Raw genomic sequence first — 26310 nt, forward strand, 5'->3', positions numbered from 1 at the left:
ACGGTAACAACCTATTTACAAGTAGGTTGTTATTTTTTTACGGTAGGGAAGAAATATTGATACTGATGAGCTGATAATCTTGTTTCAGTATTATAAGTTTGAAAAAGAAAGAGGACGAGCCATATGCTAAAAGGGAAAAAGATACTTTTATGTGTAACAGGAGGCATTGCGGTCTTTAAAGCGGCTGCGTTAACGAGTAAATTGACACAATCTGGTGCTATTGTAAAAGTAATGATGAGTGAGTCGGCAATGAAATTTGTTACACCTCTTACATTCCAAGCGCTTTCTCGCCATGATGTATATACGGATACATTCGATGAGAAAGACTCAGCTGTTATTGCTCATATCGATTTAGCAGATTGGGCAGATGTTGTACTTGTTGCACCTGCTACAGCCAATTGTATTGGAAAGTTAGCTAACGGTATTGCAGATGATATGATTACAACTACTTTGTTAGCTACTACAGCCCCAGTGTGGATTGCACCTGCTATGAATGTGCATATGTATGAAAATAAAATTGTTCAAAAAAATATGATGACGTTAAAAACGTTAGGATATACATTTATTGAGCCTGGAGAAGGTTTTTTAGCGTGTGGTTATGTAGCGAAAGGAAGATTAGAAGAACCTGAAGCGATTATCGCACGGTTAGAAGAGGCTTTTTCAGAACAAAAACCATTGCATGGAAAAAGAATATTAATAACTGCTGGTCCAACACGTGAAAAGATTGATCCAGTTCGTTTTATGACCAATTTTTCTTCTGGAAAAATGGGATATGCGATTGCGGAAGTGGCAGCGAACTTAGGCGCTGATGTTATACTCGTTTCGGGACCGACAGCATTACATCCACCATTACATGTAACTACGGTGCAAGTGGAATCTGCACAAGATATGTTAGAGGCGGTTATTCAACATTATGAAGACGTAGATGTTGTTATTAAAACAGCAGCAGTTGCAGATTATCGCCCGAAATACGTTCATGATAATAAAATGAAAAAGAAAAATGGCGATGCTGTAATTGAACTTGAGAGAACAGTAGATATTTTAAAAACGTTAGGTGAGATGAAAGACAAACAGTTACTTATCGGTTTTGCGGCTGAAACGACAAACGTAGAGGAATATGCAACGAAAAAATTACGTGAGAAAAATGCGAATATGATTGTTGCAAACGACGTAAAGGCGCAAGGAGCTGGATTTGGTACAGATACGAACATTGTAACAATGTATAGAAAAGATGGAGAAGTTATAGAGTTGCCACTTTTAACGAAGAAAGAGGTTGCTCGTGAAATATTAAAGCAAATTGAAATGATGTTAGAAGATGATCGTCTATGAAATTTGCAAGTGTAATTGTTGATGTACCTGCACGTCAGACAGATCGACCATTTGATTATATTATCCCTAAAAAATGGGAAGATATTGTCCAGACAGGCATGCGTGTAGTAGTTCCGTTTGGCCCAAGGAAATTGCAAGGTTTTATTATTGGGATTAAAGATTCGGTTGAAGTAGAAAGTAAGAAGTTAAAGACAATTCATGAAATTTTAGATGTGACACCCGTTTTAAATGAAGAGTTGTTAAAGCTAGGGTATTGGCTTACAAGTGAAACGTTATGTTATATGATTTCAGCTTTTCAAGTTATGCTTCCAACGGCGATAAAAGCAACATATAAAAAACGTCTACAACTTCGTAAACAAGAAGAAGTAGCACCTGAACTACTGTTTTTATTTCAGGACAAAGAAGCGATAGATTGGGAAGCGATTGAGACGCAGCCACAGCTATACCGCACGATTCAACAAGAAATTAAACATGGTACGATTGAAGTTGTTTATCAAGTAAAAGATAAAGTACAAAAGAAGAAACAAAGAGTCGTTCAACCGGAGTTGCCAGAAGATAAATTAGAATTAGCAGCATTTGAACTGAAAAGTAAAAAACAACAAGATGTCCTCTATTATTTTGTGGAAAATTATAAAAGTGTACCGTTGAAAGTAATAACAGAAGAGTTACAAATAACAGATGCTCCAATTAAAGCACTTGTTAAAAAGGGACTACTCTCAGAAAAGTATGTGGAAGTGTACCGAAATCCGTATGACGATGACGATTTTGAACAAACGAAACCATTCCCACTTACTGAGGAACAAAAGCAAGTTATTACACCGATTTTATCATCAATTACAAATGAAACTTACAATCCATTTTTACTATATGGTGTTACAGGAAGCGGAAAAACAGAAGTATATTTACAATCTATAGCAGCGGTGCTCGAGAAAGGAAAAGAAGCTATTGTACTTGTTCCTGAAATTGCACTAACGCCTCAGATGGTAGATCGTTTTAAAGGTAGGTTTGGCTCACAAGTTGCAGTTCTTCATAGTGCGCTGTCTGTTGGAGAAAAATATGATGAATGGCGTAAGATTTTAAGAAAAGAAGTGAAAGTCGTAGTTGGTGCACGTTCAGCTGTATTTGCTCCTTTTGAAAATTTAGGGATTATTATTATTGATGAGGAACATGAATCGAGCTACAAGCAAGAAGATAATCCGAGGTATCATGCAAGGGATGTAGCTGTGTGGAGAGGACAATATCATAAATGCCCTATCGTTCTTGGTAGTGCAACACCGACGCTTGAATCGTTTGCAAGAGCGAAAAAAGGTGTGTATGAATTACTGACGATGGAAAAACGTATGAACGAACAAGCTTTACCGACAGTAGTGATTGTTGATATGCGTGAAGAACTTCGTGACGGGAATCGCTCCATGTTTTCAAAGGCACTGCATGAAAAAATAGCAGATCGGTTAGAAAAGAAAGAACAAATGGTGCTCTTTTTAAATAGAAGAGGTCATTCTACATTTGTTATGTGCCGTGATTGCGGGTATGTTGTACAATGTCCGCATTGTGATATCTCGCTGACATATCATAAAATGAATCATCGTTTAAAATGCCATTATTGCAGTTACGAAGAAAATATGCCGACTGCGTGTCCTGCTTGTCAAAGTACATACATTCGTTTCTTTGGTACAGGTACGCAAAAGGTAGAAGAAGAAATTACAAAACTATTTCCAGAGGCACGAGTCATTCGAATGGATGTAGATACGACGAGTCGTAAAGGGATGCATGAGAAATTATTAAAGGCGTTCGGGGAAGAAAAAGCAGATATATTACTTGGAACACAAATGATTGCAAAAGGGTTAGATTTTCCGAAAGTAACGCTTGTTGGTGTTTTAACTGCTGATACGATGCTTCATTTACCTGATTTCCGGGCGAGTGAAAAGACTTATCAGTTATTGACGCAAGTAAGTGGACGAGCAGGCCGACATGAATTGCCAGGGGAAGTTATAATTCAAACGTATACGCCAGAACATTATAGTATAGAGTTAGCAAAGAACCAACAATATGATGTGTTTTTTGATCAAGAAATGCAAATGAGGCGAACGAGACAATATCCACCTTATTACTATGTTGTACTTGTGACGGTATCTCATCCAGAATTATTAAAGGCAGTACAAGTGACGGAAAAAATTGTCGGTCATTTACGGACGCACTGTTCGCAGCAAACGATGGTGTTAGGACCGGTTGCTTCAGCAATTCCAAGGATAAAAGATAGATATCGTTATCAATGCATGATAAAATACAAACGGGAACCAAACTTAAAGAACGTGCTCAAAATGGTAAATGAACATTATCAAGCAGAAATGCAAAAAGAGCTACAAATCTCAATTGATTTTAATCCAACAATGTTAATGTAGCGGAGGGAAATATGGCAGTTTTAGAAATAGTAAAGCATCCAAATGAAGTGTTAGAAACACCGTGTGAAAGAGTAATTAACTTTGATAAAAAGTTAGTGAAATTGTTGAAAGATATGCATGAAACAATGTTAATTGCGGACGGAGTCGGTTTAGCTGCGCCTCAAGTAGGGGTAAGCTTGCAAGTGGCGGTAGTTGATATCGGTGATGATACTGGGAAAATTGAGTTAATCAATCCATCGATATTAGAAAAACGTGGTGAACAAGTAGGTCCCGAAGGCTGTTTAAGCTTCCCGGGACTTTATGGTGAAGTGGAACGTGCGGATTATATTAAAGTGCGTGCGCAAAATCGTCGAGGCAAAGTATTTTTACTAGAAGCAGAAGGGTTTTTAGCGCGTGCAATTCAACATGAAATCGATCATTTACACGGTGTGTTATTTACATCGAAAGTGACAAGATATTATGAGGAAAACGAATTAGAATAGGTATTAAAAGGAGCGGTTTTTAAATGATAAAAGTAGTATTTATGGGAACACCGGACTTTTCAGTGCCGGTGCTTCGTCGTCTTATTGAAGATGGCTATGATGTAATAGGTGTTGTGACGCAACCAGATCGTCCGGTAGGCAGAAAGAAAGTATTAACACCTACACCTGTTAAAGTGGAAGCAGAAAAACATGGTATTCCAGTGTTACAACCGTTAAGAATCCGTGAAAAAGACGAATATGAAAAAGTATTGGCATTAGAGCCGGATTTAATTGTAACAGCTGCGTTCGGTCAAATTGTACCAAATGAAATTTTAGAAGCACCGAAGTATGGATGTATTAACGTCCACGCTTCTTTACTTCCTGAACTTCGTGGTGGTGCACCAATCCATTATGCAATTATGGAAGGGAAAGAAAAAACAGGTATTACAATTATGTATATGGTAGAAAAATTGGATGCTGGTGATATTTTAACGCAAGTAGAAGTGGAAATTGAAGAGCGTGAAACGACAGGCTCGTTATTTGATAAGTTAAGTGAAGCAGGGGCACATCTTTTATCTAAAACAGTACCTTTACTAATTCAAGGTAAGTTAGAACCAATTAAACAAAACGAGGAAGAAGTAACGTTTGCATATAATATAAAACGTGAGCAAGAGAAAATTGATTGGACAAAAACAGGTGAAGAAGTATACAATCACATTCGCGGATTGAATCCATGGCCAGTTGCTTATACAACTTTAGCAGGACAAGTTGTTAAAGTATGGTGGGGAGAAAAAGTACCTGTAACGAAATCAGCTGAAGCAGGTACGATTGTTGCGATCGAAGAAGATGGTTTTGTTGTAGCAACTGGTAATGAAACGGGTGTTAAAATTACAGAATTGCAACCTTCTGGTAAAAAGCGTATGAGTTGTGAGCAATTTTTACGTGGCACAAAACCTGAAATTGGAACGAAGTTAGGAGAAAATGCATGAGACAAAATGTTCGTGAATTAGCTCTTGATGGTTTAATTCAAGTAGAAAAAAGTGGTGCATACAGTAACTTACTTTTAAATAATCTAATTGAAAAAAGTACAATTGATAGAAAAGATATTGGTTTATTAACTGAAATTGTATATGGAACAATTCAACGTCGTGATACATTAGATTATTATTTACAACCTTTTTTAAAAAAGAAGGTTGAGGCATGGGTAAGGGTATTGCTTCGTTTATCGTTATATCAAATGATCTATTTAGACCGAGTACCAGAAAGAGCGGCTATTCATGAAGCCGTTGAGATTGCAAAGCGCCGTGGGCATAAAGGAATTGCTGGTATGGTGAACGGTGTATTACGTTCGATTCAAAGAGAAGGTGTACCTTCTGTAGATGAAATCAAAGATCCGGTAGAACGCTTGGCAACTGCAACAAGTCATCCAGTTTGGCTTGTCCAAGAATGGGCTTCAGAATATGGTTTAGAAACTGCTGAGAAAATGTGTGAAGTGAACATGTTACCGCCTGTACCAACAGCGCGTGTAAATGTTGATAAAATAACAGTAGAAGAAGCAATTACATTATTAGCTAGTGAAGGTATAGAAGCGAAGCGTGGCGATTTATCAGATGATGCAATTCAAATTGAAAGAGGGAATGTAGCGCACACAGATGCGTTTAAAAAAGGTTTTCTTTCTATTCAAGATGAAAGTTCTATGCTGGTAGCACGTGCCTTAGAACCAGATGAGGGAGATGTAGTTCTTGATAGTTGTGCTGCTCCAGGTGGAAAAACAACGCATATTGCAGAGCGATTAAAAGGAACTGGTCAAGTCATGTCCCTTGATTTACATGCACACAAAGTACGTTTAATTAAACAACAAGCAGAGCGACTTGGTCTAGGAAATGTCGAAACAAAGGCATTAGATGCTAGAAAAGTACAAGAACACTTTGCAAATGAAACGTTTGATAAAATATTAGTAGATGCCCCATGTTCTGGATTTGGTGTAATTAGACGTAAGCCTGATATTAAGTTAGGTAAAGATAAAGGCGATAGTGAAAGACTATCGACGATTCAACTTGCAATACTAGAAAAAATCGCACCGTTATTAAAACAAGGTGGTCGCCTTGTTTATAGTACGTGTACAATTGAGAAAATAGAAAATGAACAAGTAATAGAACGATTTTTACAAGAGCATCCTGAGTTCGAGTGGGATACTACGATAAAAGAGCGTATGCCAGAAAAGTTAAGTCCGTATATTGATGAAGGTCAAGTACAAATTTTACCGCATTATTTTGCAACAGATGGCTTTTATATTGCTTGTTTAAGGAAGAAGGTGTAGCATCGTGGAAACGACTGTGAGAAAACAAAAGAAAAATTTAGAAACGAAAAAACCATCAATTTACTCTTTACAACTTCATGAAATGCAAGATTGGTTAAAGGAGCAAGGAGAACCAAAGTTCCGTGCTGGACAAATTTTTGATTGGTTATATAAAAAACGTGTAAAAAATTATGAGGATATGTCAAACCTTTCTAAAGGATTGCGTGAAAAATTGTCGAATTCCTTTGATATTACTACTTTAAATACGTTAGTAAAACAAACGTCTTCGGATGGAACAATTAAATTCTTATTCCAATTATATGATGGATATTCTATTGAAACGGTATTAATGCGACATGAATATGGAAATTCCATTTGTGTAACAACACAAGTAGGTTGTCGTATTGGGTGTACGTTCTGTGCTTCAACGCTTGGCGGTTTAAAGCGAAACTTAGAAGCTGGAGAAATTGTAGCACAAGTAGTAGAAGTGCAACGTGCACTTGATGAATCTGAAGAACGTGTAAGTTCTCTTGTCGTTATGGGAATTGGAGAACCATTTGATAACTATGATAATTTAATGGGATTCTTACGCATCGTTAATCATGAAAAAGGACTTCATATTGGTGCGAGACATATGACAGTTTCGACAAGTGGAATCATCCCGAAAATTTATAAGTTCGCTGAAGAAGATTTACAAATTAATTTTGCGATTTCACTGCATGCTCCAAACTCAGAATTACGTTCAAAATTAATGCCGATTAACCGTGCTTATAAGCTACCAGATTTGATGGAAGCTATTAAATACTATGTAAATAGAACAGGGCGTCGTATTACTTTTGAATATGGACTATTTGGAGGCGAAAATGACCAAGTTGAGCACGCTGAAGAGCTTGCTGCGCTCTTGAAAGGTGTAAAATGTCATGTGAACTTAATTCCGGTAAACTACGTACCTGAACGTGATTATGTACGTACGCCACGTGAACAAATTTTCTTATTTGAAAAAACGTTAAAAGATCGTGGAGTAAATGTAACGATTCGCCGTGAACAAGGTCATGATATTGATGCAGCCTGCGGTCAGTTGCGTGCGAAGGAGCGCAAAGAAGAGACGAGGTGACGAGATGAAAGCCGTGTTTCTATCAGATAAAGGAAAAGTTCGTCAACATAATGAAGATAGTGCAGGAGTTTTTCACAATTTAGATGGAAATATTTTAGCGGTAGTAGCAGATGGAATGGGAGGTCATCGAGCTGGTGATGTAGCTAGCTCGATGACCATTCAATTATTCCATGATTATTGGAAGCAAACGCATAATATGAACGAGCCAAAAAAAGTAGAAGAGTGGTTACATACTAGCGTGGGGATTATTAATGAGCGTATATATGAATACTCTAAGCAACATGTAGAATGTAATGGTATGGGAACAACACTTATAATAGCGATTTGTACACCAAATTTTGTGACGATAGGTCATATAGGAGATAGTCGTTGTTATATGGTATCAGAGGGGGAAATCTCGCTTGTAACGGAAGATCACTCACTTGTTAATGAACTTGTGAGACATGGTGAAATTTCAAAAGAAGACGCAGAATATCACCCGAAAAAGAATGTTTTGTTAAGGGCATTAGGAACAGAAGAGAAAGTCGGATTAGATGTGAAAACATTAGTGCTAGAGGAAGATGATCAGTTACTTCTTTGCTCTGATGGACTATCTAACAAAGTTTCTATTGCTGATATGCAACAAGTTTTACAGTTAAATGAACAGCTAGAAACTAAGGGACAACGTCTCATTCAATTGGCGAATGATCGTGGCGGGGAAGATAATATCACCCTTGTTCTCATTGATTATGCGGGTTCGACAAACGAAAGTAGGTGAAGTGCAACGTGCTGATTGGAAAACGCTTAAATGACCGTTATAAGCTACTGAAAATGATTGGTGGCGGTGGAATGGCCAATGTTTATTTAGCTCATGATGATATACTAGGCCGAGATGTAGCGGTGAAAATATTAAGACTCGACTATTCAAATAACGAAGAGTTTATTAAACGTTTCCATCGAGAAGCGCAGTCTGTTACAACGTTGTCGCATCCAAATATTGTGAATATGTATGATGTCGGAGAAGAAGATGGTATATATTATCTTGTAATGGAGTATGTACCAGGACAAACATTGAAGCAATACATAATTGAGCAAGGAATGTTACCGATAGGAGAAGCTCTTGATATTATGGAGCAGTTAACATCCGCCATGGCACACGCCCATCATTTTGAAATTGTGCACCGCGATATTAAACCGCACAATATTTTAATTCGAGCTGATGGAGTAATAAAAGTAACAGATTTTGGAATTGCGACAGCTACAAGTGCAACAACAATTACACATACAAATTCAGTACTCGGTTCGGTGCATTATTTATCACCAGAACAAGCACGTGGCGGGATAGCAAATAAACAATCAGATATTTATTCCCTAGGGATTGTTATGTTTGAGTTGTTAACAGGAAGACAACCATTTTCTGGCGAATCTGCTGTTGCTATAGCTTTAAAACATTTACAAAGTGAAATTCCGTCTCCAAAAAGATGGAATGAAAGTATTCCGCAAAGTGTCGAAAATATTATATTAAAGGCAACTGCGAAAGATCCGTTTCATCGATATCAATCTGCTAATGCGATGAAACGAGATATTGAAACTGCGCTATATCCAGAGAGGATAAATGAGCAGCCATTTTACATACCGGAAGATATGGAAGCGACAAAAGCGATTCCGGTTATTCAACAGGAACAATTATTCGAAAATGTAACTGATGAAACAATTGTTTTACAAGGAAGTAAAGTGGATGAACAGGCAAGAAAAGAAGATGAGGGTTTAAATAAGAAGAAAAAACGAAGTAATAAATGGCTCAAAGTTTTAATTATAACATTTTTACTTTTAGCGATCGGAATAACGTTAGCCCTTACTGTTATTCCAGGATTCTTTATTCCAAAAGATGTAAAAGTCCCTGATGTGGCTGGTATGAAATATACGACCGCAGTAAATACATTAGTTGAAAAGGGTTTTGAGGTTACGGAACCTAATATTGTATATACAGATGATGTTGAAACCGGTGATGTTATAAAAACAGACCCTGTGGCAGGAAGAGTCGTGAAAGAAAACTCTAAAATTACTATCTATCAATCAGGTGGGAAAAAGAAAAGTAAGATGATTGATTTCACAGGAAAAGATTTAGAGAGTATAAGAACAGAGTTAGAAGAGAAATATAAACAAGTTACAGTATATTATATTGAAGATGATAGGCCAAAAGGTGCAATCGTAGAGCAATTTCCGACGTCTGACCAAATGGTGGTAGAGGCCGAGCAAGAACTGAAAATCTGGGTGAGTAAAGGTCCTTATCAAATTAGACCGGGTGATTTTTCAAGGTGGACTGAAAATAGTGTAACTGGTTATCTGAATGAGAGAAAACTAACTCCAGATATAAAACGAGAGTATTCCGATACTGTTGATAAAGGACTTGTAATTTCGCAATCTCCAAAACCGGGAACGCCGTTAAAAGAAGGAGATAAAGTGACGATTGTTATTTCAGATGGTCCTAAGCCGAAAGTAACGAAAACAGTGAAAGTGGATAATATTTCTATTCCGTATGAGTCTTCTATAATAGGTGAGAAAAAACCGCAAACGATAGAAATTTATAAAGAAGATATGCAACAAAAAATGGATAGACCAATTGAAACTAGAACAATTTCAGAGTCGGCAACTATTTCATTAGAATTTGTAATTCAAGAAGGTACAAAAGGACATTATAAAATTGTACGAGATGGTGTAACGATTATCGACAAAGAAGTACCATACCCAACTCAATAATAATGAATTCCATTTTATCTCCAAAGAGAATGGAATGTATTACTTCTGCCTGTTATGCTGTCTACATATAGTGGACTGTATAACAGGCAAAAATATATGATTCAAAAAGATATAAAAGTGATACTGTTATAAATAATATTTTAAATTTGATGGTAGATTAAATATATTAATGTGTATATATGACTGGTTTTGAAATCTTTATTTAAAGAATGATAATCCATTCAATATGAATTACAGCTTCACTTTATACAGAATAAAGGAGAATTATATGCCAGAAGGAAAAATTGTAAAAGCTCTAAGTGGATTTTATTATGTGCAGCATGAAGAAGGGATTACACAATGTCGCGGGCGTGGTGTGTTTAGAAAAAATAAAATTACACCACTGGTAGGAGACCAAGTTGTTTTTCAGGCTGATAATCCAAGTGAAGGATACGTGCTTGAAGTATTTGATCGAAAAAATGAACTTGTCAGGCCTCCTATTGCTAATGTTGATCAAGCAATTCTTGTTTTTTCAGCAGTAGAACCAGATTTTAATCCAGGGCTGTTAGATCGATTTTTAGTGCTGATTGAATATCATAACATTAAGCCGATTATTTGCATTAGTAAGATGGATTTAGTTGATGAAAAAATGAGAGAAACTGTTGAATCTTATGCAAATGACTATCGTGAGATGGGATATGATGTATTATTTACTTCTATAAATACATCGGAAAGTATTGATATTTTAAAACCGTTCTTAGAAGGTTGTGTTTCCGTTGTTGCGGGGCAATCTGGTGTTGGAAAATCTTCTATGCTTAACGTCTTACGTCCAGAATTAGAACTGAAAACGAATGATATTTCCTCACATTTAGGACGCGGGAAACATACGACAAGACACGTAGAATTAATTGCGATTGGAAGCGGACTAGTTGCAGATACACCTGGTTTTAGTTCACTCGATTTCATAGATATAGAGGTAGAAGATCTTACATATTGTTTTCCAGAGTTGAAAGAAGCGAGCCAATACTGTAAATTTAGAGGGTGTACACATCTTTCTGAACCGAAATGTGCTGTGAAGGCTGCGGTTGAAGAGGGGAAGATTACAGAATATCGTTATAAGAATTACAAACAATTTGTAGAAGAAATTAGAGAGAGAAAGCCGAGGTATTAGTTATGATTAAAATTGCACCATCGATCTTATCAGCAGATTTTTCAAAATTAGGGGAAGAGATTAAAGATGTAGAAAAAGGCGGAGCGGATTACATTCACGTCGATGTAATGGATGGACATTTCGTACCAAATATTACGATTGGACCATTAATTGTAGAAGCAATTCGTCCGATCACATCGTTACCGTTAGATGTACATTTAATGATTGAAAATCCTGATAACTATATCCCGACTTTCGCAAAAGCGGGAGCGGATATTATTACTGTTCATGTAGAGGCGTGCCCTCATTTACATCGTACAATTCAGTTAATTAAATCTCATGGCATTAAAGCAGGAGTTGTATTAAATCCGCATACGCCAGTTTCAGTGATTGAGCATGTATTAGAAGATATTGATATGGTATTACTTATGACAGTAAACCCTGGATTTGGTGGGCAGAAATTTATCCATTCTGTATTACCGAAAATTAAACAAGTTGCAGAAATGGTTAAAGAGCGCAATCTAGAAGTAGAAATTGAAGTTGATGGTGGTGTAAACGCTGAAACAGCAAGACTTTGTGTAGAAGCAGGAGCAAATGTACTTGTAGCTGGGTCAGCGGTATACAATCAAAAAGACCGCGGTGAAGCAATTCGTGTCATTCGTGGATAATGAATGAACGAGTCTTTATCCCAGTGAATCTTCTAGTGTAGTAAGTTTTCACTATTTATAAAGGGTAGAGAAAAAATATATAAAAAGGCAATCTACCGAATGGCAGATTGCCTTTTTACAATAGAAGGGGAAGGAAACATGATTATTCATATTTTAGCGGGAGGACCCGCGGAATATTGTGCAGATTTTTCTTCATATGAAAATGAGAAAGTAGTGTGGGCGGCAGTTGATAGAGGAGTATATCGTTTATTGAAAATAGGTATTACTCCTGCTGTTGCGTTTGGAGATTATGACTCGGTTACTGAAGAAGAATTAGCATGGATGGGGCAACAAACAAATGATTTACATATTGTTCCTCGTGAAAAAGATCAAACAGATTTAGAAATTGCGATTAACTGGGCGTTAGAACAAAAGCCGGCACTCATTCGTATTTTTGGTGCTACTGGCGGAAGACTTGATCACGGTTTAGCGAATATACAAATGCTTTTAAAAGGATTAGAAGTAGGAATAGAGATGTGTATTGTAGACAATCAAAATGAAATAAGTGTAAAAAGAGTGGGTACACATATAATTGAAGAAAATAAAAATTTCCCTTATGTATCTTTTGTGCCTGTTACTGAAATAGTGGAAGGGATTACATTACTTGGTTTTAAATATCCTCTAACGAATAAAAAAATAGAGTGGGGATCCACACTTTGTATTAGTAATGAACTCGTTGAGGAAAAAGGTACTTTTTCATTTACTTCTGGCATATTAATGGTGATAAGAAGCACTGATTAAAGAAACAATTTTGCTCCTTACATCATATAGTGACCAAGTGGAGTAATGGGGATTAGGAGGGAAACCATGAGATTTTATACAATTAAGTTACCTAAATTTCTTGGTGGAATTGTTCGTGCCATGTTAAATACCTTCAAAAAAGATTAAAAAAAGCACCTATTACCGGTGCTTTTTCCATTGGTATAGTAAAAAAAGAGCCTAGCGGCTCTTTTTTTTATTATTAAACACGTTCGATTTTGCCAGATTTTAATGCTCTAGCAGAAACGTAAACACGTTGAACTTTTCCGTCGATGCGTACGCGAACTTTTTGAAGGTTAGCGCCCCACTTACGTTTTGTAGCGTTCATTGCGTGAGAACGAGAGTTACCAGAACGAGCTTTTCTTCCAGTAATAGCACAAACACGAGCCATTTATATTTCCCTCCCTTGATACCTTACCATACGTAATTTTTCAATGTTAGTCTTTTATGCGATGCTAAAAACACTACTATAATTTAACACAACTAAAAAGAGAATGCAACACTGTAGAAAAAAGAAATCAAGAAAAATTACTTGACACTATATGTCAATGAAGAAAAGTTGAAATCAAGAAAAATTGCTTGACATATTATAGTGATACATGTTGTATAATAACAATGGACTATTTTGCTCATCATAAAAAAGTGTAGTTTTCAACATAAAATATGAGAGTGAAAAAGAAAGAACGATGGAATTTTCTTTAAAAAGATTATATGATAGTAACTAAAGTAGTCTAACTCACTTTCACCATTTATGAAGGGGGAAAACGAGATGTCAATTGAAATTAAAACGAAGTACGGTCAAATTGATATTAGTACAGATGTAATTGCAACAATTGCTGGAGGTGCCGCGGTAGATTGCTACGGTATCGTAGGTATGGCATCAAAAAATCAGTTAAAAGATGGATTAACAGACATTTTACGAAAAGAAAATTTCACTAGAGGTGTTATTGTTCGTAAAGATGAAGATGAAGTACATATTGATATGTATATTATTGTGAGCTATGGTACGAAAATTTCAGAAGTAGCACATAACGTGCAGACGAAAGTGAAATATACATTAGATCAAACTGTAGGACTAGCAGTAGATTCTGTAAACATCTACGTACAAGGAGTTAAAGTAATAAACTTGTAATGTGCATTAAGGAGGAAAATCTGTGTCAATTCAAAAAATTGATGGAAAACGTTTATCACAAATGATCATTCAAGGAGCGAATAATTTAACGAATAATGTTCAGCTTGTTGATGCATTAAACGTATTTCCAGTTCCAGATGGCGATACCGGTACAAACATGAACTTATCTATGACTTCAGGCGCACGTGAAGTGAAAGCAAATCCTTCACAACATGCTGGTAAAGTCGGCGTAAGTTTAGCCAAAGGATTATTAATGGGAGCTCGTGGTAACTCTGGAGTTATTTTATCTCAGTTGTTCCGTGGTTTCTCGAAATCCATTGAACAAAAAGAAGAATTAACAACAGTTGATTTTGCTGCAGCTTTAGAAGCTGGAGTAGAGGCGGCTTACAAAGCGGTTATGAAACCGATTGAAGGAACGATTTTAACGGTTGCAAGAGAAACGGGTAAATATGCAGTAACAGTTGCGAAAAAACAGCGCGACTTTGTTTTGTTTATGGAAGACGTTGTGAAAGAAGCAAATGCATCGTTAAATCGTACGCCAGATTTATTACCTGTATTAAAACAAGTTGGCGTTGTAGATAGCGGTGGTAAAGGTCTTGTAGTAGTTTACGAAGGGTTTTTAGCTGACTTAAAAGGAGAAACGATTTCTTCTGATGCACCTGCCCAACCATCTATGAATGAAATGGTGCGCGCAGAACATCACCGTAGTGTACAAAGCCAATTGAGTACAGAAGATATTAAGTATGGATATTGTACGGAGTTCATGGTGAAATTAGAAGCTGATAAAGTGAAAGAACATAATTTCTCTGAACAAAAATTCCGTGAAGATATTAGTGTGTATGGTGATTCACTACTAGTTGTATCTGATGATGAAATTGTAAAAGTTCATATTCATGCAGAACATCCTGGAGACGCTATGAACTACGGACAACGTTACGGTAGTTTAATAAAGATTAAAGTAGAGAATATGCGTGAACAGCATACCGCTTTATTAGATGAGCCTGCTATGATGCCTGAGCCAACTAGCCAGCCTAAAGAGAAACAACCATATGGTATCGTAACTGTAGCTATGGGATCTGGTATTAAAACTTTATTTGAAAGCATTGGCGCGACGAAAGTTATCGAAGGTGGCCAAACGATGAATCCAAGTACTGAGGATATCGTGAAGGCGATTGAAGAAGCAAACGCTGAAAAAATCATTATTTTACCGAACAACGGGAATATCGTAATGGCAGCAGAACAAGCAGCGTCAGTTGTGGATCAAGAAGTGATTGTAGTTCGTTCAAAAACAGTTCCTCAAGGTATGGCTGCAATGTTAGCATTTAATCCAGTTGGAACGCTAGAGGAAAATGAAGAAAACATGAAAGAAGCTTTATCTCATGTGAAAACAGGTCAAATTACGTATGCTGTACGTGATACGGAAATTGATGGTGTGGCAATTCAAAAAGATGATTTCATGTGTATCGCAGATGGAAAAATCGTATCAACAAATGCTGAAAAAGTAGGAGCTGCGAAGCAATTACTAGAAGCACTAATTGATGAAGATTCTGAAATCGTAACGATTCTACAAGGTGAAGATGCAACTGATGAAGAAGTAGCTGAATTAGTTGAGTTTGTAGAAGAGAATTTTGAAGATGCAGAAGTAGAAGTACATGCTGGAAACCAACCGGTGTATTCTTTCATCTTCTCTGTAGAATAAGAAAAAATTCGTTTTGAAAATAAATGGATTACTTACTTGCTAATGGATAATAAGTAGTAATATGAAGTTTATTACTAGTTTTTATTCAAAAGGCTAGCATATTGAAGATAAAAAAGAGCCTTGCTGCTAATAGTGAGGCTCTTTTCTTTCGTGTTGTTTATGAGGGATTTGAGTAGTTTCTCTTAGAATGCCTATGATAGAATATATAGGGTGAAAGAGAGCGATTACAGATGTCAATCATGTTAATGGATAATGAATCAAAAAATAATGTGACGGAGCGTGAGAATCTTGAATGAAGTTGTACAAGTTCCTGTTACGGATGTAAAGGGAATCGGAGGAGAAACATCTGAATTACTACACGAGATGGGAATTTATACAGTTTCTCATCTATTAGAACATTTTCCGTACCGTTATGAAGACTATGCGATGAAAGATCTTGCAGAAGTAAAGCATGATGAACGTGTAACAGTTGAGGGAAAAGTTCATAGTGCTCCTTTACTGCAATATTACGGGAAGAAGAAGTCGCGTCTTACGGTTCGTGTCCTCGTAGGTCGTTATTTAATTACAGCTGTATGTTTTAATAGGCCGTACTATAAGCAGAAGTTAAATTTAGATGAAACGGTAACGATTACTGGAAAATGGGACCAGCATCGTCAAACGATTGCGGTATCAGAACTTCATTTTGGACCGGTTGTACGTCAACAAGAAGTGGAGCCTGTGTACTCAGTGAAAGGGAAACTTACAGTAAAACAGATGCGTCGTTTTATTGCACAAGCGTTAAAGGAGTATGGAGACTCTATAGTTGAAGTGTTACCAGATGGATTGCTAAGTCGGTATAAATTACTGCCACGTTATGAAGCACTTCGGGCTTTGCATTTTCCATCGGGGCAGGAAGACTTGAAGCAAGCGCGTCGCCGGTTTGTATATGAAGAGTTTTTCTTATTTCAGTTGAAAATGCAAACGTTACGAAAAATGGAGAGGGAAAATTCGAAAGGGACGAAAAAAGAAATTCCTTCAGAAGAATTGCAAGAGTTTATCGATGCACTTCCGTTTCCATTAACTGGTGCGCAACGCCGAGTTGTAGATGAAATTATGAAAGATATGACATCTCCTTATCGAATGAATCGTCTGCTGCAAGGTGATGTAGGTTCTGGTAAAACGGTGGTCGCTGCAATTGGTCTTTATGCAGCGAAATTAGCGCATTATCAAGGTGCTTTAATGGTTCCAACAGAAATTTTAGCAGAACAACATTATCAATCGCTCGCAGAGACGTTCTCGCACTTTGGTATGAAGGTTGAATTGTTAACAAGTTCAGTTAAAGGTGTGAGACGCCGAGAGATTTTGGCAAAATTAGAACAAGGAGAAATAGATATCCTTGTTGGAACGCATGCTTTAATTCAAAATGAAGTTATTTTTCATAGGTTAGGTCTCGTGATTACTGATGAACAACATCGATTTGGTGTAGCGCAGCGACGAGTTTTACGTGAGAAAGGTGAAAGTCCAGATGTATTATTTATGACAGCAACACCAATTCCACGTACGTTAGCAATTACTGCATTTGGAGAGATGGATGTTTCTATAATCGATGAGATGCCAGCTGGTAGAAAGGTAATTGAAACATACTGGGCAAAACATGACATGTTAGATCGTGTTCTCGGTTTTGTAGAGAAAGAGATAAAAAAAGGAAGACAAGCATATGTTATTTGTCCTCTAATTGAAGAATCTGAGAAACTTGATGTACAAAATGCAATCGACTTACATAGTATGCTGACTCATCATTATCAGGGGAAATGTCAAGTCGGATTAATGCATGGAAGATTATCATCTCAAGAAAAAGAAGAGATAATGGGGCAATTTAGTGAAAATAAAGTGCAAATTCTTGTGTCGACAACAGTTGTTGAGGTGGGTGTGAACGTACCGAATGCGACTGTAATGGTTATTTATGATGCAGAACGTTTCGGTTTATCACAGCTTCATCAGCTAAGAGGACGTGTTGGGCGTGGTAGTGAACAATCGTATTGTTTATTAATCGCGGATCCAAAATCGGAAACGGGAAAAGAACGAATGCGTATTATGACCGAAACGAATGATGGATTTGTATTGTCAGAAAAAGATTTAGAATTACGAGGTCCTGGAGATTTCTTTGGGAGTAAGCAAAGTGGTTTACCAGAATTCAAGGTTGCTGATATGGTACATGATTATCGGGCGCTAGAAACAGCTAGACAAGATGCGGCGTTACTAGTAGATTCAGAAGCGTTTTGGCATAATGATCAATATGCGTCGTTGCGTACGTATCTTGACGGGACAGGTGTGTTCCAGGGAGAGAAGCTCGATTAAAGGGAGGCAACAAAAGTTTTTGTTGCATTCTACTTTTAATGATTATATACTACTGTTAGTACCTAGTCATAAAAAAATGGATGGTGCGGTATGAAAAAAAGAAGAAGTAAAAAAGAAAGACAAGAATTATTACAACAAACGATAGAAACGAATCCTTTTATTACGGATGAAGATTTAGCAGAAAAATTTCAAGTGAGTATACAAACTGTACGTCTTGATCGTATGGAATTATCTATTCCTGAATTAAGAGAAAGAATTAAACATGTAGCTACAAAGCAACATGAAGAAGATGTGAAATCTTTACCGTTAGAAGAGGTTGTCGGAGAAATTATTGATATAGAATTAGATAGACATGCGATTTCTATTTTTGAAGTGAAGGTAGAACACGTATTTAAAAGAAATCAAATTGCCCGTGGGCATCATTTGTTTGCACAAGCAAACTCACTAGCTGTTGCGGTTATTGATGAAGAATTAGCTTTAACTGCAAAGTCTACCATTCGATACATTCGTCCTGTAAAATTAGGAGAGCGTGTTGTTGCAAAAGCGCGCGTGGAAGATGTAGAGAATGATAAAGGGCGGACGGTTGTCAAAGTGCGTAGCTTTGTTGGAGAAGAACTTGTTTTTACAGGCACTTTTGAAATGTATCGATCTAGTAATTATAGTGAGGAAGGTAACAACTTATGAAAATCGCAATAGATGCAATGGGCGGCGATCATGCTCCAAAGGCTGTCGTACTAGGAGCAATGAAAGCTATTAAGGAATATTCTGATTTACATATTACGTTAGTGGGGAAAGAAGAGGAAATTCGTCAATACTTAACGAGTGAAGAACGAATTACTATACTTCATACAGACGAAAAAATTGAATCGACAGATGAACCAGTAAGAGCGGTTCGTCGAAAAAAACAGGCTTCAATGGTACTTGCGGCGCAGCAAGTGAAAGACGGTGTAGCGGATGCTTGTATATCAGCTGGTAGTACAGGAGCTTTAATGGCGGCTGGATTGTTTGTTGTAGGTCGTATGGAAGGAATTGAGCGACCAGCTTTATCCCCTACAATGCCAACTGTTGATGGAGAAGGTTTTGTTATGTTAGATGTTGGAGCGAACGTTGATGCAAAACCAATTCATTTATATCAATATGCAGTAATGGGATCTGTATACGCTGAGAAAGTAAGAGGAATTAAAAATCCTCGCGTTGGACTTTTAAACGTTGGAACAGAAGATGGTAAAGGTAACGAGCTTTCAAAACAAGTCTTTGCAATGCTTAAAGATGCCCCAATTAATTTCGTTGGGAACGTTGAATCAAGAGATTTATTGCAAGGTGTAGCAGATGTTGTTGTATGTGATGGTTTTACAGGGAATGTAGCACTGAAATCATTAGAAGGAACAGCACTTGCATTATTCTCTATGTTAAAAGAACAGTTAATGAGTTCGTTTACGAGCAAATTAGCAGCAGCGGTATTAAAGCCAAAACTTATGGTATTAAAAGATAAAATGGATTATTCGGAGTATGGAGGAGCGGCATTATTTGGATTGAAGGCTCCTGTCATTAAGGCTCACGGTTCTTCCAATGACCAATCGATATTTAGTGCGATTCGTCAAACGAGAGAAATGGTAGCGAAAGAAGTTATTCCTACTATTTCAAGCGTAATGGAGAAAGAGCCACTCCAATAAGAGGAGGATTTGAAATGGGAAAACTAGCATTTCTTTTTCCGGGCCAAGGTTCACAGGCAGTTGGAATGGGTAAACAGTTAGCAGAGAATAATAAAGAGGTTGCAAATGTATTTGCAAAAGCAGATGAGGTGTTGCAAGACTCACTTTCAGAAGTGATTTTTGAAGGGCCGCAGGAAAAGCTTACGTTAACAACAAATGCGCAACCTGCTTTATTAACAACGAGTTTTGCTATTTTGACAGCTTTAAAAGAGTATGATATTACACCAGACTTTGTCGCAGGGCATAGTTTAGGTGAGTATAGCGCTCTTGTAGCAGCGGGTGCATTAACTTTTGAGGATGCAGTATATGCTGTAAGGAAACGTGGGGAATATATGGAAGAAGCTGTTCCTGGCGGAGAAGGTGCAATGGCGGCTATTTTAGGTGCTGATCCACATATGCTGAAACAAGTTACAGAAGAAGTAACAAGTGAAGGGTATGCAGTACAAATTGCTAATATGAATAGTACGAAGCAAATTGTGATTTCTGGAACAAAGCAAGGAGTCGAGATTGCTTCTCAAAGAGCGAAAGAACATGGTGCAAAGAGAGCAATTCCGCTTAAAGTAAGTGGACCGTTCCACTCTGCGCTTATGAAGCCAGCGGCGGAGAAATTCCAAAGTGTCTTAAATGAAATTACAATTCAAGATACGAATATTCCGGTAATCGCAAATGTAACAGCAGACGTTATTACAAGTGGTGCGCATATTCAAGAAAAGCTAATCGAGCAGCTCTATTCGCCTGTCTTATGGTATCCATCCATTGAATATATGGTGAGTCAAGGGGTAGATACATTTATTGAGATTGGACCTGGGAAAGTACTTGCTGGACTTATGAAGTCAATTGATTCATCAGTGAAAGCATACGCGATATACGATGAAGAGACATTACAAGATACCATTTCAAATTTGAGAGGAGAAAACTGATGTTAAAAGGGAAAGTAGCATTAGTAACGGGTGCTTCACGTGGAATTGGTCGTGCAATTGCGATTGATTTAGCAAAACAAGGGGCAAATGTTGTAGTAAATTATGCTGGTAACGAGCAAAAGGCAAATGAAGTAGTTGATGAAATAAAGAAATTAGGTTCGGATGCAATTGCAGTAAGAGCAGATGTTGCAAATGCTGAAGACGTTACAAATATGGTGAAACAAACTGTAGATGTATTTGGACAAGTTGATATTCTTGTAAATAATGCAGGTGTAACAAAAGATAATTTATTAATGCGTATGAAAGAAGAAGAATGGGATACAGTTATTAATACAAACCTAAAAGGTGTATTCTTATGTACAAAGGCAGTATCTCGATATATGATGCGTCAACGTCATGGACGTATTGTAAATATCGCTTCTGTTGTCGGAGTAACGGGAAACCCAGGACAAGCAAACTATGTTGCTGCTAAAGCAGGTGTAATCGGATTAACAAAAACATCAGCAAAAGAGTTAGCAAGCCGCAATATTACTGTAAATGCAATTGCTCCTGGATTTATTGCGACAGATATGACAGACGTATTAGATGAAAATATAAAAGCTGAAATGTTAAAATTAATTCCTGCAGCTCAGTTTGGTGAAGCGCAAGATATCGCAAATGCTGTAACGTTTTTTGCTTCTGATCAAAGCAAATATATTACAGGTCAAACGTTAAATGTTGATGGCGGTATGGTAATGTAATAAAAGAATCGATTTCAGCTAGTTTTTTTGGACAATATTTAATATAATATTTGAGGGGAGGTGAATGGAATGGCAGATGTTTTAGAGCGTGTAACAAAAATTATCGTTGATCGTTTAGGAGTAGAAGAAACAGAAGTAGTACCAGCTGCAAGCTTCAAGGAAGATTTAGGAGCAGACTCCCTAGATGTAGTAGAACTTGTAATGCAATTAGAAGACGAATTCGAAATGGAAATTTCTGATGAAGATGCTGAAAAGATTGCTACTGTTGGCGATGCTGTGACTTACATAGAGAGTCATCTATAATGCTTGAATGAAGTCCCGTTTTTTAGCGGGGCTTCTCGGCTTATATCTGGAGGGACCTATGCCGTACCGTAAATATAGAGAAAAAAAATACGAAACAAAATATCGTGAAGCGTTTAAAGTATTTCAAGAAAAAATAGGTATTACGTTTACAGATGAAAAATTATTGATTCAAGCATTTACGCATTCATCGTATGTGAATGAGCATCGAAAAAAACCGCATGAAGACAATGAGCGTCTCGAATTCCTTGGAGATGCAGTATTGGAACTTACTGTATCGCAGTATCTGTTTCAAAAATATCCGACAATGAGCGAAGGAGAGTTAACAAAACTACGTGCAGCTATTGTATGTGAACCATCTCTTGTTCGTTTTGCAAACGAGTTGTCATTTGGTAGCCTAGTTTTATTAGGAAAAGGTGAGGAAATGACAGGCGGACGTGAACGACCAGCTTTATTAGCGGATGTCTTTGAAGCGTTTATTGGTGCCCTTTATCTTGATCAAGGGTTAGAAACAGTATGGGGCTTCTTAAAAGAAATTGTATACCCTAAAATTAATGAAGGTGCTTTTTCTCATGTGATGGATTATAAGAGTCAATTACAAGAGTTGATTCAGCGTGATGGTAGTGGCAATATTGAGTATCAAATTTTGCAAGAAAAAGGACCGGCTCACAATCGAGAATTTGTGTCACGTGTTACGTTAAATAACGTGGCCTTAGGTCTTGGTAGTGGCAAGTCGAAAAAAGAAGCAGAGCAACAAGCTGCTGCAGAAGCGTTGAAAAAGTTAAAAGAACAACTATAAGGAATCCCCCTTTGAATGAGGGGGATTCCTTGTGCATAGAATGAAACTTTCCTTTCGTTTATAAATGTAAGGAAATGAAATCCGTATAATCGTTTGTTTTTGTATAAACAACATTTATAGCAACGGAGAATAGGAGGAAGGCCTTTCGTGTTTTTAAAAAGATTAGAAATAGCAGGATTTAAGTCTTTTGCTGAGCGTGTATCTGTCGATTTTGTCCCAGGTGTAACGTCTGTAGTAGGACCTAATGGAAGCGGGAAAAGTAATATTACTGATGCCATTCGTTGGGTACTTGGTGAACAATCGGCAAAATCATTACGTGGTGCAAAGATGGAAGATATTATTTTTGCAGGTAGTGATACGAGAAGAGCGGTTAATGTTGCTGAAGTAACATTAACTTTAAATAATGAAGATCAACGTTTACCGATTGAATATAATGAGGTGTGTGTAACGCGTCGTGTATCTCGTTCTGGTGATAGTGATTTTTATATTAATAAACAATCATGCAGGTTGAAAGATATTATCGATTTATTTATGGACTCTGGTATGGGAAGAGAAGCTTTTTCGATTATTAGCCAGGGGAAAGTTGAAGAAATTTTAAGTAGTAAATCAGAAGAACGTCGTGGTGTATTTGAAGAAGCGGCGGGAGTGCTGAAATACAAACTTCGTAAAAAGAAAGCTGAAGGTAAATTAGCAGACACACAAGAAAACTTAAATCGTGTACAAGATATAATTCACGAATTAAGTAGTCAAGTAGAACCTTTAGAAAGACAAGCTTCTATTGCAAAGGATTATCTCGAGAAAAAAGAAGAATTAGAGAAAGTAGAAGCGGCGCTTATTGTACATGAAATTGAAGAATTACATGAGAAATGGGAAGCGCTTCGAAATCAGTTTGGGCATAATAAAAACGAAGAAGCGAAAATGTCAACGCATTTACAAAAAGGTGAAGAAGAGTTAGAGGAATTACGAGGCCAATTACAAGCAGTAGATGAGTCTGTAGATTCCCTGCAAGAAGTACTTTTGCTTTCTAGTAAAGAGCTAGAAAAGTTAGAAGGACAGCGTGAGCTATTAAAAGAGAGAAAGCAAAATGCAACGACGCATTGTGCACAACTCGAACAGTTAATTGTTGAATTAACAGAGAAAGCTACAAGTTATGATGGTGAAATTGAATCGAGTACAGAAGTATTGATGCAATTTGTAAATCATGTAAAAGAGTTGGAGACGAAATTGCATGATAATGAGCAATTACTTGCAACGTTTGCTGACAATTTAGAAGAGCAAATTGAGAATTTAAAAGGTGACTATATTGAACTTTTAAATCAACAAGCTAGTCATCGTAATGAGTTATCTATGATTGAAGAACAATCTAAACAACAAAACTCAAAAAATGAACGCCTTGATGAAGAAAATGCGAAATATGTAGAAATGCGTATGGAAATTACAGCGAAAAAGACAAAACTTGTGGAAAATTATGAACAAGTAAAAGAAAAAGTAGCTGGAATCCTTTCGAATATACAAAAGACAGAAGCGGCACTTGGGAAATGCAAGGCGCAGTATAGTGAAAACGAAACAAAACTGTATCAAGCATATCAATTTGTACAACAGGCACGTTCTCGAAAAGAAATGCTAGAAGAGATGCAAGAGGACTACTCTGGTTTCTATCAAGGGGTACGTGAAGTATTAAAAGCTAGAGAAAATAGGTTGCAAGGTATTGAGGGTGCTGTTGCAGAACTGCTAACGGTACCGAAAGAATATGAAATTGCAATGGAAATTGCTCTAGGTGCAGCAATGCAGCATATAGTTGTACAAAAAGAAGAACATGCTCGTAATGCAATTGCGTTTTTAAAACAAAATAAACATGGACGAGCAACGTTTTTACCGCAAGCTGTTATTAAAGGTAGATCGTTATCATTTGAGCAATTACGTATTGTAAATCAGCACCCATCGTTTGTAGGTGTGGCAGCAGAACTCGTGCAATATAACAATAAATATGAAAATGTAGTTTCAAATTTATTAGGTACTGTTATTGTTGCAAAAGATTTACGCGGAGCGAATGAGTTGGCGAAACAATTGCAATACCGTTATCGCATTGTAACAATCGAAGGTGATGTAGTAAACCCTGGCGGTTCTATGACGGGTGGAGCGGTAAAACAGGCGAAATCATCTTTATTAGGACGTCAACGTGAACTAGAAGAGTGGACGAGTAAGTTAACTGATATGGAAGAAAAAACAACGAAGTTAGAAAACTTTGTTAAAGCAGTAAAACAAGAGATTCAAGAAAAAGAAGTGCAAATACGCGAACTAAGGCAAAGTGTAGAAGCAGAGCGTGTAGATGAACAGAAATTAAGAGAAGAAATTAGTCGCTTAGAATTAGAAGAACATCGTATTAATGATCGTTTATCTATTTACGATTTAGAGATTGAAGGGTTCTTGCAAGACCAAGTGAAAATGCAAGGCCGTAAAGAAGAGTTAGAAAAGATTTTAGCGACTCTTCAGGCAGAGATTACGGAATTAGATAGCAAAATCACAGCTTTAACAAAACAAAAAAGTGAGCAACATTCTTCGAAAGAAAAAGTTCAAAAAGAAATGACTGAGTTAAAAGTGTTAGCAGCTGAAAAGCAACAACGCTTATCTAATCAAAAAGAAAAAGTAGAACGATTGACGAAGGAAAAAGAAGAAACCGATGCAACGCTTGTCAAAACGAAAGAGGATTTAGCATTCTTAAAACAAGAAATGACATCGAATTCAAGTGGTGAAGAACAAATTACGAATATGATTGAGAAGAAAGCATATGATCGTAATCAAACTTCAGAGTTAATTCGCTCTCGTCGTGAACAACGTGTATCGTTACAAGAGAGAGTAGAACAGTTAGAGCGTAACCTGAAAGAAACAACAGGTAAACATAAATACATTCTTGAGATGTTGAAAGATCAAGAGGTAAAAATAAACCGACTTGATGTAGAGTTAGAAAATAGATTACAACATTTACGTGAAGCATATACGATTTCATTTGAAGCGGCAAAACTGAAGTATACAATGGTGATGCCTGCTGAGGATGCACGTAAAAAGGTGAAACTAATTAAACTCTCCATCGAAGAGCTAGGTACAGTAAACATAGGAGCAATTGATGAGTATGAGCGTGTGGCAGAGCGTCATACATTTTTACTAGAGCAAAAAGATGATCTAGAAGAAGCAAAAACGACATTGCACCAACTTATTACTGAAATGGATGAAGAAATGAAAAAACGCTTTTCTACTACGTTTGAAGGAATTCGAATGGAGTTTCAATCGGTGTTCTCTGAATTATTTGGAGGCGGTAGAGCGGATTTAGTTATGACGAATCCAGAGGACTTATTAAATACGGGTATTGATATCGTAGCGCAACCGCCAGGGAAGAAACTGCAAAACTTAGGTTTACTTTCAGGTGGAGAGCGTGCTTTAACGGCAATTGCGCTGCTATTTGGTATTTTAAAAGTGCGCCCAGTCCCATTCTGTGTATTAGATGAGGTAGAGGCTGCTCTTGATGAGGCAAACGTTGCCCGTTTTGCTCAGTATTTAAAGAAATTTAGTGATGAGACACAGTTTATTGTAATTACACATAGAAAAGGTACAATGGAAGAGTCTGACGTATTGTACGGTGTAACAATGCAAGAGTCAGGGGTATCTAAACTTGTTTCGGTTCGTTTAGATGATGGAGAAGAACTAGTTGCAAGCAAATAGAAAGGATGGGACAGT

At 37.1% G+C, this 26310-nt stretch carries 23 protein-coding genes; 22 read left to right on the forward strand and 1 reads right to left on the reverse strand.

The genetic code is table 11. The annotated features are described in order from the left end of the window. Positions 1-123: 123 nt before the first annotated feature. The 12 genes from coaBC to spoVM all read left to right on the forward strand — a co-directional run bounded on the left by coaBC (position 124) and on the right by spoVM (position 13068). Positions 124-1329: a bifunctional phosphopantothenoylcysteine decarboxylase/phosphopantothenate--cysteine ligase CoaBC gene (gene coaBC / locus QCI73_RS08355; RefSeq protein WP_000911756.1), complete on the forward strand. Its 1206-nt coding sequence runs from the start codon at positions 124-126 to the stop codon at positions 1327-1329. Beyond that, complete coding sequence (gene priA / locus QCI73_RS08360; RefSeq protein WP_353822746.1) at positions 1326-3731, forward strand: primosomal protein N'; 2406 nt, start codon at positions 1326-1328, stop codon at positions 3729-3731. The genes coaBC and priA overlap by 4 nt, the downstream gene beginning before the upstream one ends. An 11-nt stretch (positions 3732-3742) precedes the next feature. After that, positions 3743-4213 (forward strand): peptide deformylase, encoded by a 471-nt coding sequence (gene def / locus QCI73_RS08365; RefSeq protein ID WP_000279468.1) that lies wholly within the window; start codon positions 3743-3745, stop codon positions 4211-4213. Between the two features lie 23 nt (positions 4214-4236). After that, the gene (gene fmt, locus QCI73_RS08370; RefSeq protein ID WP_000598789.1) at positions 4237-5181 is read left to right on the forward strand and encodes a methionyl-tRNA formyltransferase; all 945 of its coding nucleotides are present in this window, start codon (positions 4237-4239) and stop codon (positions 5179-5181) included. Next, positions 5178-6512, forward strand: coding sequence for a 16S rRNA (cytosine(967)-C(5))-methyltransferase RsmB (gene rsmB / locus QCI73_RS08375; protein WP_001249687.1), 1335 nt, complete (start codon positions 5178-5180; stop codon positions 6510-6512). Before fmt ends, rsmB begins: the two co-directional genes overlap by 4 nt. A 4-nt stretch (positions 6513-6516) precedes the next feature. After that, positions 6517-7605, forward strand: a complete 1089-nt coding sequence (gene rlmN, locus QCI73_RS08380) for a dual-specificity RNA methyltransferase RlmN (protein WP_353822747.1) — start codon at positions 6517-6519, stop codon at positions 7603-7605. Positions 7606-7609: 4 nt separating this feature from the next. Next, the gene (locus tag QCI73_RS08385) at positions 7610-8362 is read left to right on the forward strand and encodes a Stp1/IreP family PP2C-type Ser/Thr phosphatase (RefSeq protein ID WP_000648696.1); all 753 of its coding nucleotides are present in this window, start codon (positions 7610-7612) and stop codon (positions 8360-8362) included. Between the two features lie 8 nt (positions 8363-8370). Beyond that, the gene (prkC, locus tag QCI73_RS08390; protein WP_327922593.1) at positions 8371-10344 is read left to right on the forward strand and encodes a serine/threonine protein kinase PrkC; all 1974 of its coding nucleotides are present in this window, start codon (positions 8371-8373) and stop codon (positions 10342-10344) included. Between the two features lie 268 nt (positions 10345-10612). Further along, complete coding sequence (gene rsgA / locus QCI73_RS08395) at positions 10613-11494, forward strand: ribosome small subunit-dependent GTPase A (RefSeq protein ID WP_001113936.1); 882 nt, start codon at positions 10613-10615, stop codon at positions 11492-11494. A gap of 2 nt (positions 11495-11496) precedes the next feature. Beyond that, positions 11497-12141 carry a ribulose-phosphate 3-epimerase gene (rpe, locus tag QCI73_RS08400; RefSeq protein ID WP_000589966.1) on the forward strand — a complete coding sequence of 215 codons (645 nt, stop codon included), beginning with the start codon at positions 11497-11499 and terminating at the stop codon, positions 12139-12141. A 99-nt stretch (positions 12142-12240) separates the two neighbouring features. Beyond that, a complete protein-coding gene (locus QCI73_RS08405) occupies positions 12241-12921 on the forward strand; it encodes a thiamine diphosphokinase (protein ID WP_327922595.1) in 681 nt (226 codons plus the stop codon). A gap of 66 nt (positions 12922-12987) precedes the next feature. Beyond that, positions 12988-13068, forward strand: a complete 81-nt coding sequence (gene spoVM, locus QCI73_RS08410; protein WP_001213599.1) for a stage V sporulation protein SpoVM — start codon at positions 12988-12990, stop codon at positions 13066-13068. Positions 13069-13141: 73 nt separating this feature from the next. Here the strand turns inward: spoVM and rpmB are convergent, their stop codons facing one another. Further along, positions 13142-13330, reverse strand: coding sequence for a 50S ribosomal protein L28 (gene rpmB, locus QCI73_RS08415; protein ID WP_000124776.1), 189 nt, complete (start codon positions 13328-13330; stop codon positions 13142-13144). Positions 13331-13708: 378 nt separating this feature from the next. Here rpmB and QCI73_RS08420 point away from each other — a divergent pair, with 378 nt between their 5' ends. The 10 genes from QCI73_RS08420 (at position 13709) to smc (ending at position 26295) form a co-directional block, all read left to right on the forward strand. Next, on the forward strand, positions 13709-14071 hold the full coding sequence (locus QCI73_RS08420) for an Asp23/Gls24 family envelope stress response protein (protein ID WP_000021109.1): 363 nt from the start codon (positions 13709-13711) through the stop codon (positions 14069-14071). A 22-nt stretch (positions 14072-14093) separates the two neighbouring features. Further along, positions 14094-15770, forward strand: coding sequence for a DAK2 domain-containing protein (locus QCI73_RS08425; RefSeq protein WP_000027110.1), 1677 nt, complete (start codon positions 14094-14096; stop codon positions 15768-15770). Positions 15771-16058: 288 nt separating this feature from the next. Then, positions 16059-18107: an ATP-dependent DNA helicase RecG gene (recG, locus tag QCI73_RS08430; protein WP_353822748.1), complete on the forward strand. Its 2049-nt coding sequence runs from the start codon at positions 16059-16061 to the stop codon at positions 18105-18107. A gap of 90 nt (positions 18108-18197) precedes the next feature. Then, the gene (gene fapR / locus QCI73_RS08435; protein ID WP_000747352.1) at positions 18198-18791 is read left to right on the forward strand and encodes a transcription factor FapR; all 594 of its coding nucleotides are present in this window, start codon (positions 18198-18200) and stop codon (positions 18789-18791) included. Then, complete coding sequence (plsX, locus tag QCI73_RS08440) at positions 18788-19780, forward strand: phosphate acyltransferase PlsX (protein WP_000684108.1); 993 nt, start codon at positions 18788-18790, stop codon at positions 19778-19780. The genes fapR and plsX overlap by 4 nt, the downstream gene beginning before the upstream one ends. Before the next feature lie 14 nt (positions 19781-19794). Further along, positions 19795-20739: an ACP S-malonyltransferase gene (gene fabD, locus QCI73_RS08445; RefSeq protein ID WP_000516951.1), complete on the forward strand. Its 945-nt coding sequence runs from the start codon at positions 19795-19797 to the stop codon at positions 20737-20739. Next, positions 20739-21479, forward strand: coding sequence for a 3-oxoacyl-[acyl-carrier-protein] reductase (fabG, locus tag QCI73_RS08450; protein ID WP_000911784.1), 741 nt, complete (start codon positions 20739-20741; stop codon positions 21477-21479). The genes fabD and fabG overlap by 1 nt, the downstream gene beginning before the upstream one ends. 69 nt (positions 21480-21548) lie before the next feature. Further along, positions 21549-21782, forward strand: a complete 234-nt coding sequence (gene acpP, locus QCI73_RS08455) for an acyl carrier protein (protein ID WP_000786062.1) — start codon at positions 21549-21551, stop codon at positions 21780-21782. Positions 21783-21840: 58 nt separating this feature from the next. Then, a complete protein-coding gene (gene rncS / locus QCI73_RS08460) occupies positions 21841-22578 on the forward strand; it encodes a ribonuclease III (protein ID WP_001146876.1) in 738 nt (245 codons plus the stop codon). A 147-nt stretch (positions 22579-22725) separates the two neighbouring features. Then, entirely contained in the window at positions 22726-26295 is a 3570-nt protein-coding gene (gene smc, locus QCI73_RS08465; RefSeq protein WP_353822749.1) for a chromosome segregation protein SMC, read from the forward strand. Positions 26296-26310 lie beyond the last annotated feature (15 nt).

The organism is Bacillus cereus group sp. MG16 (assembly GCF_040459875.1).
GTDB classification, from domain to species: Bacteria; Bacillota; Bacilli; order Bacillales; family Bacillaceae_G; genus Bacillus_A; species Bacillus_A paranthracis.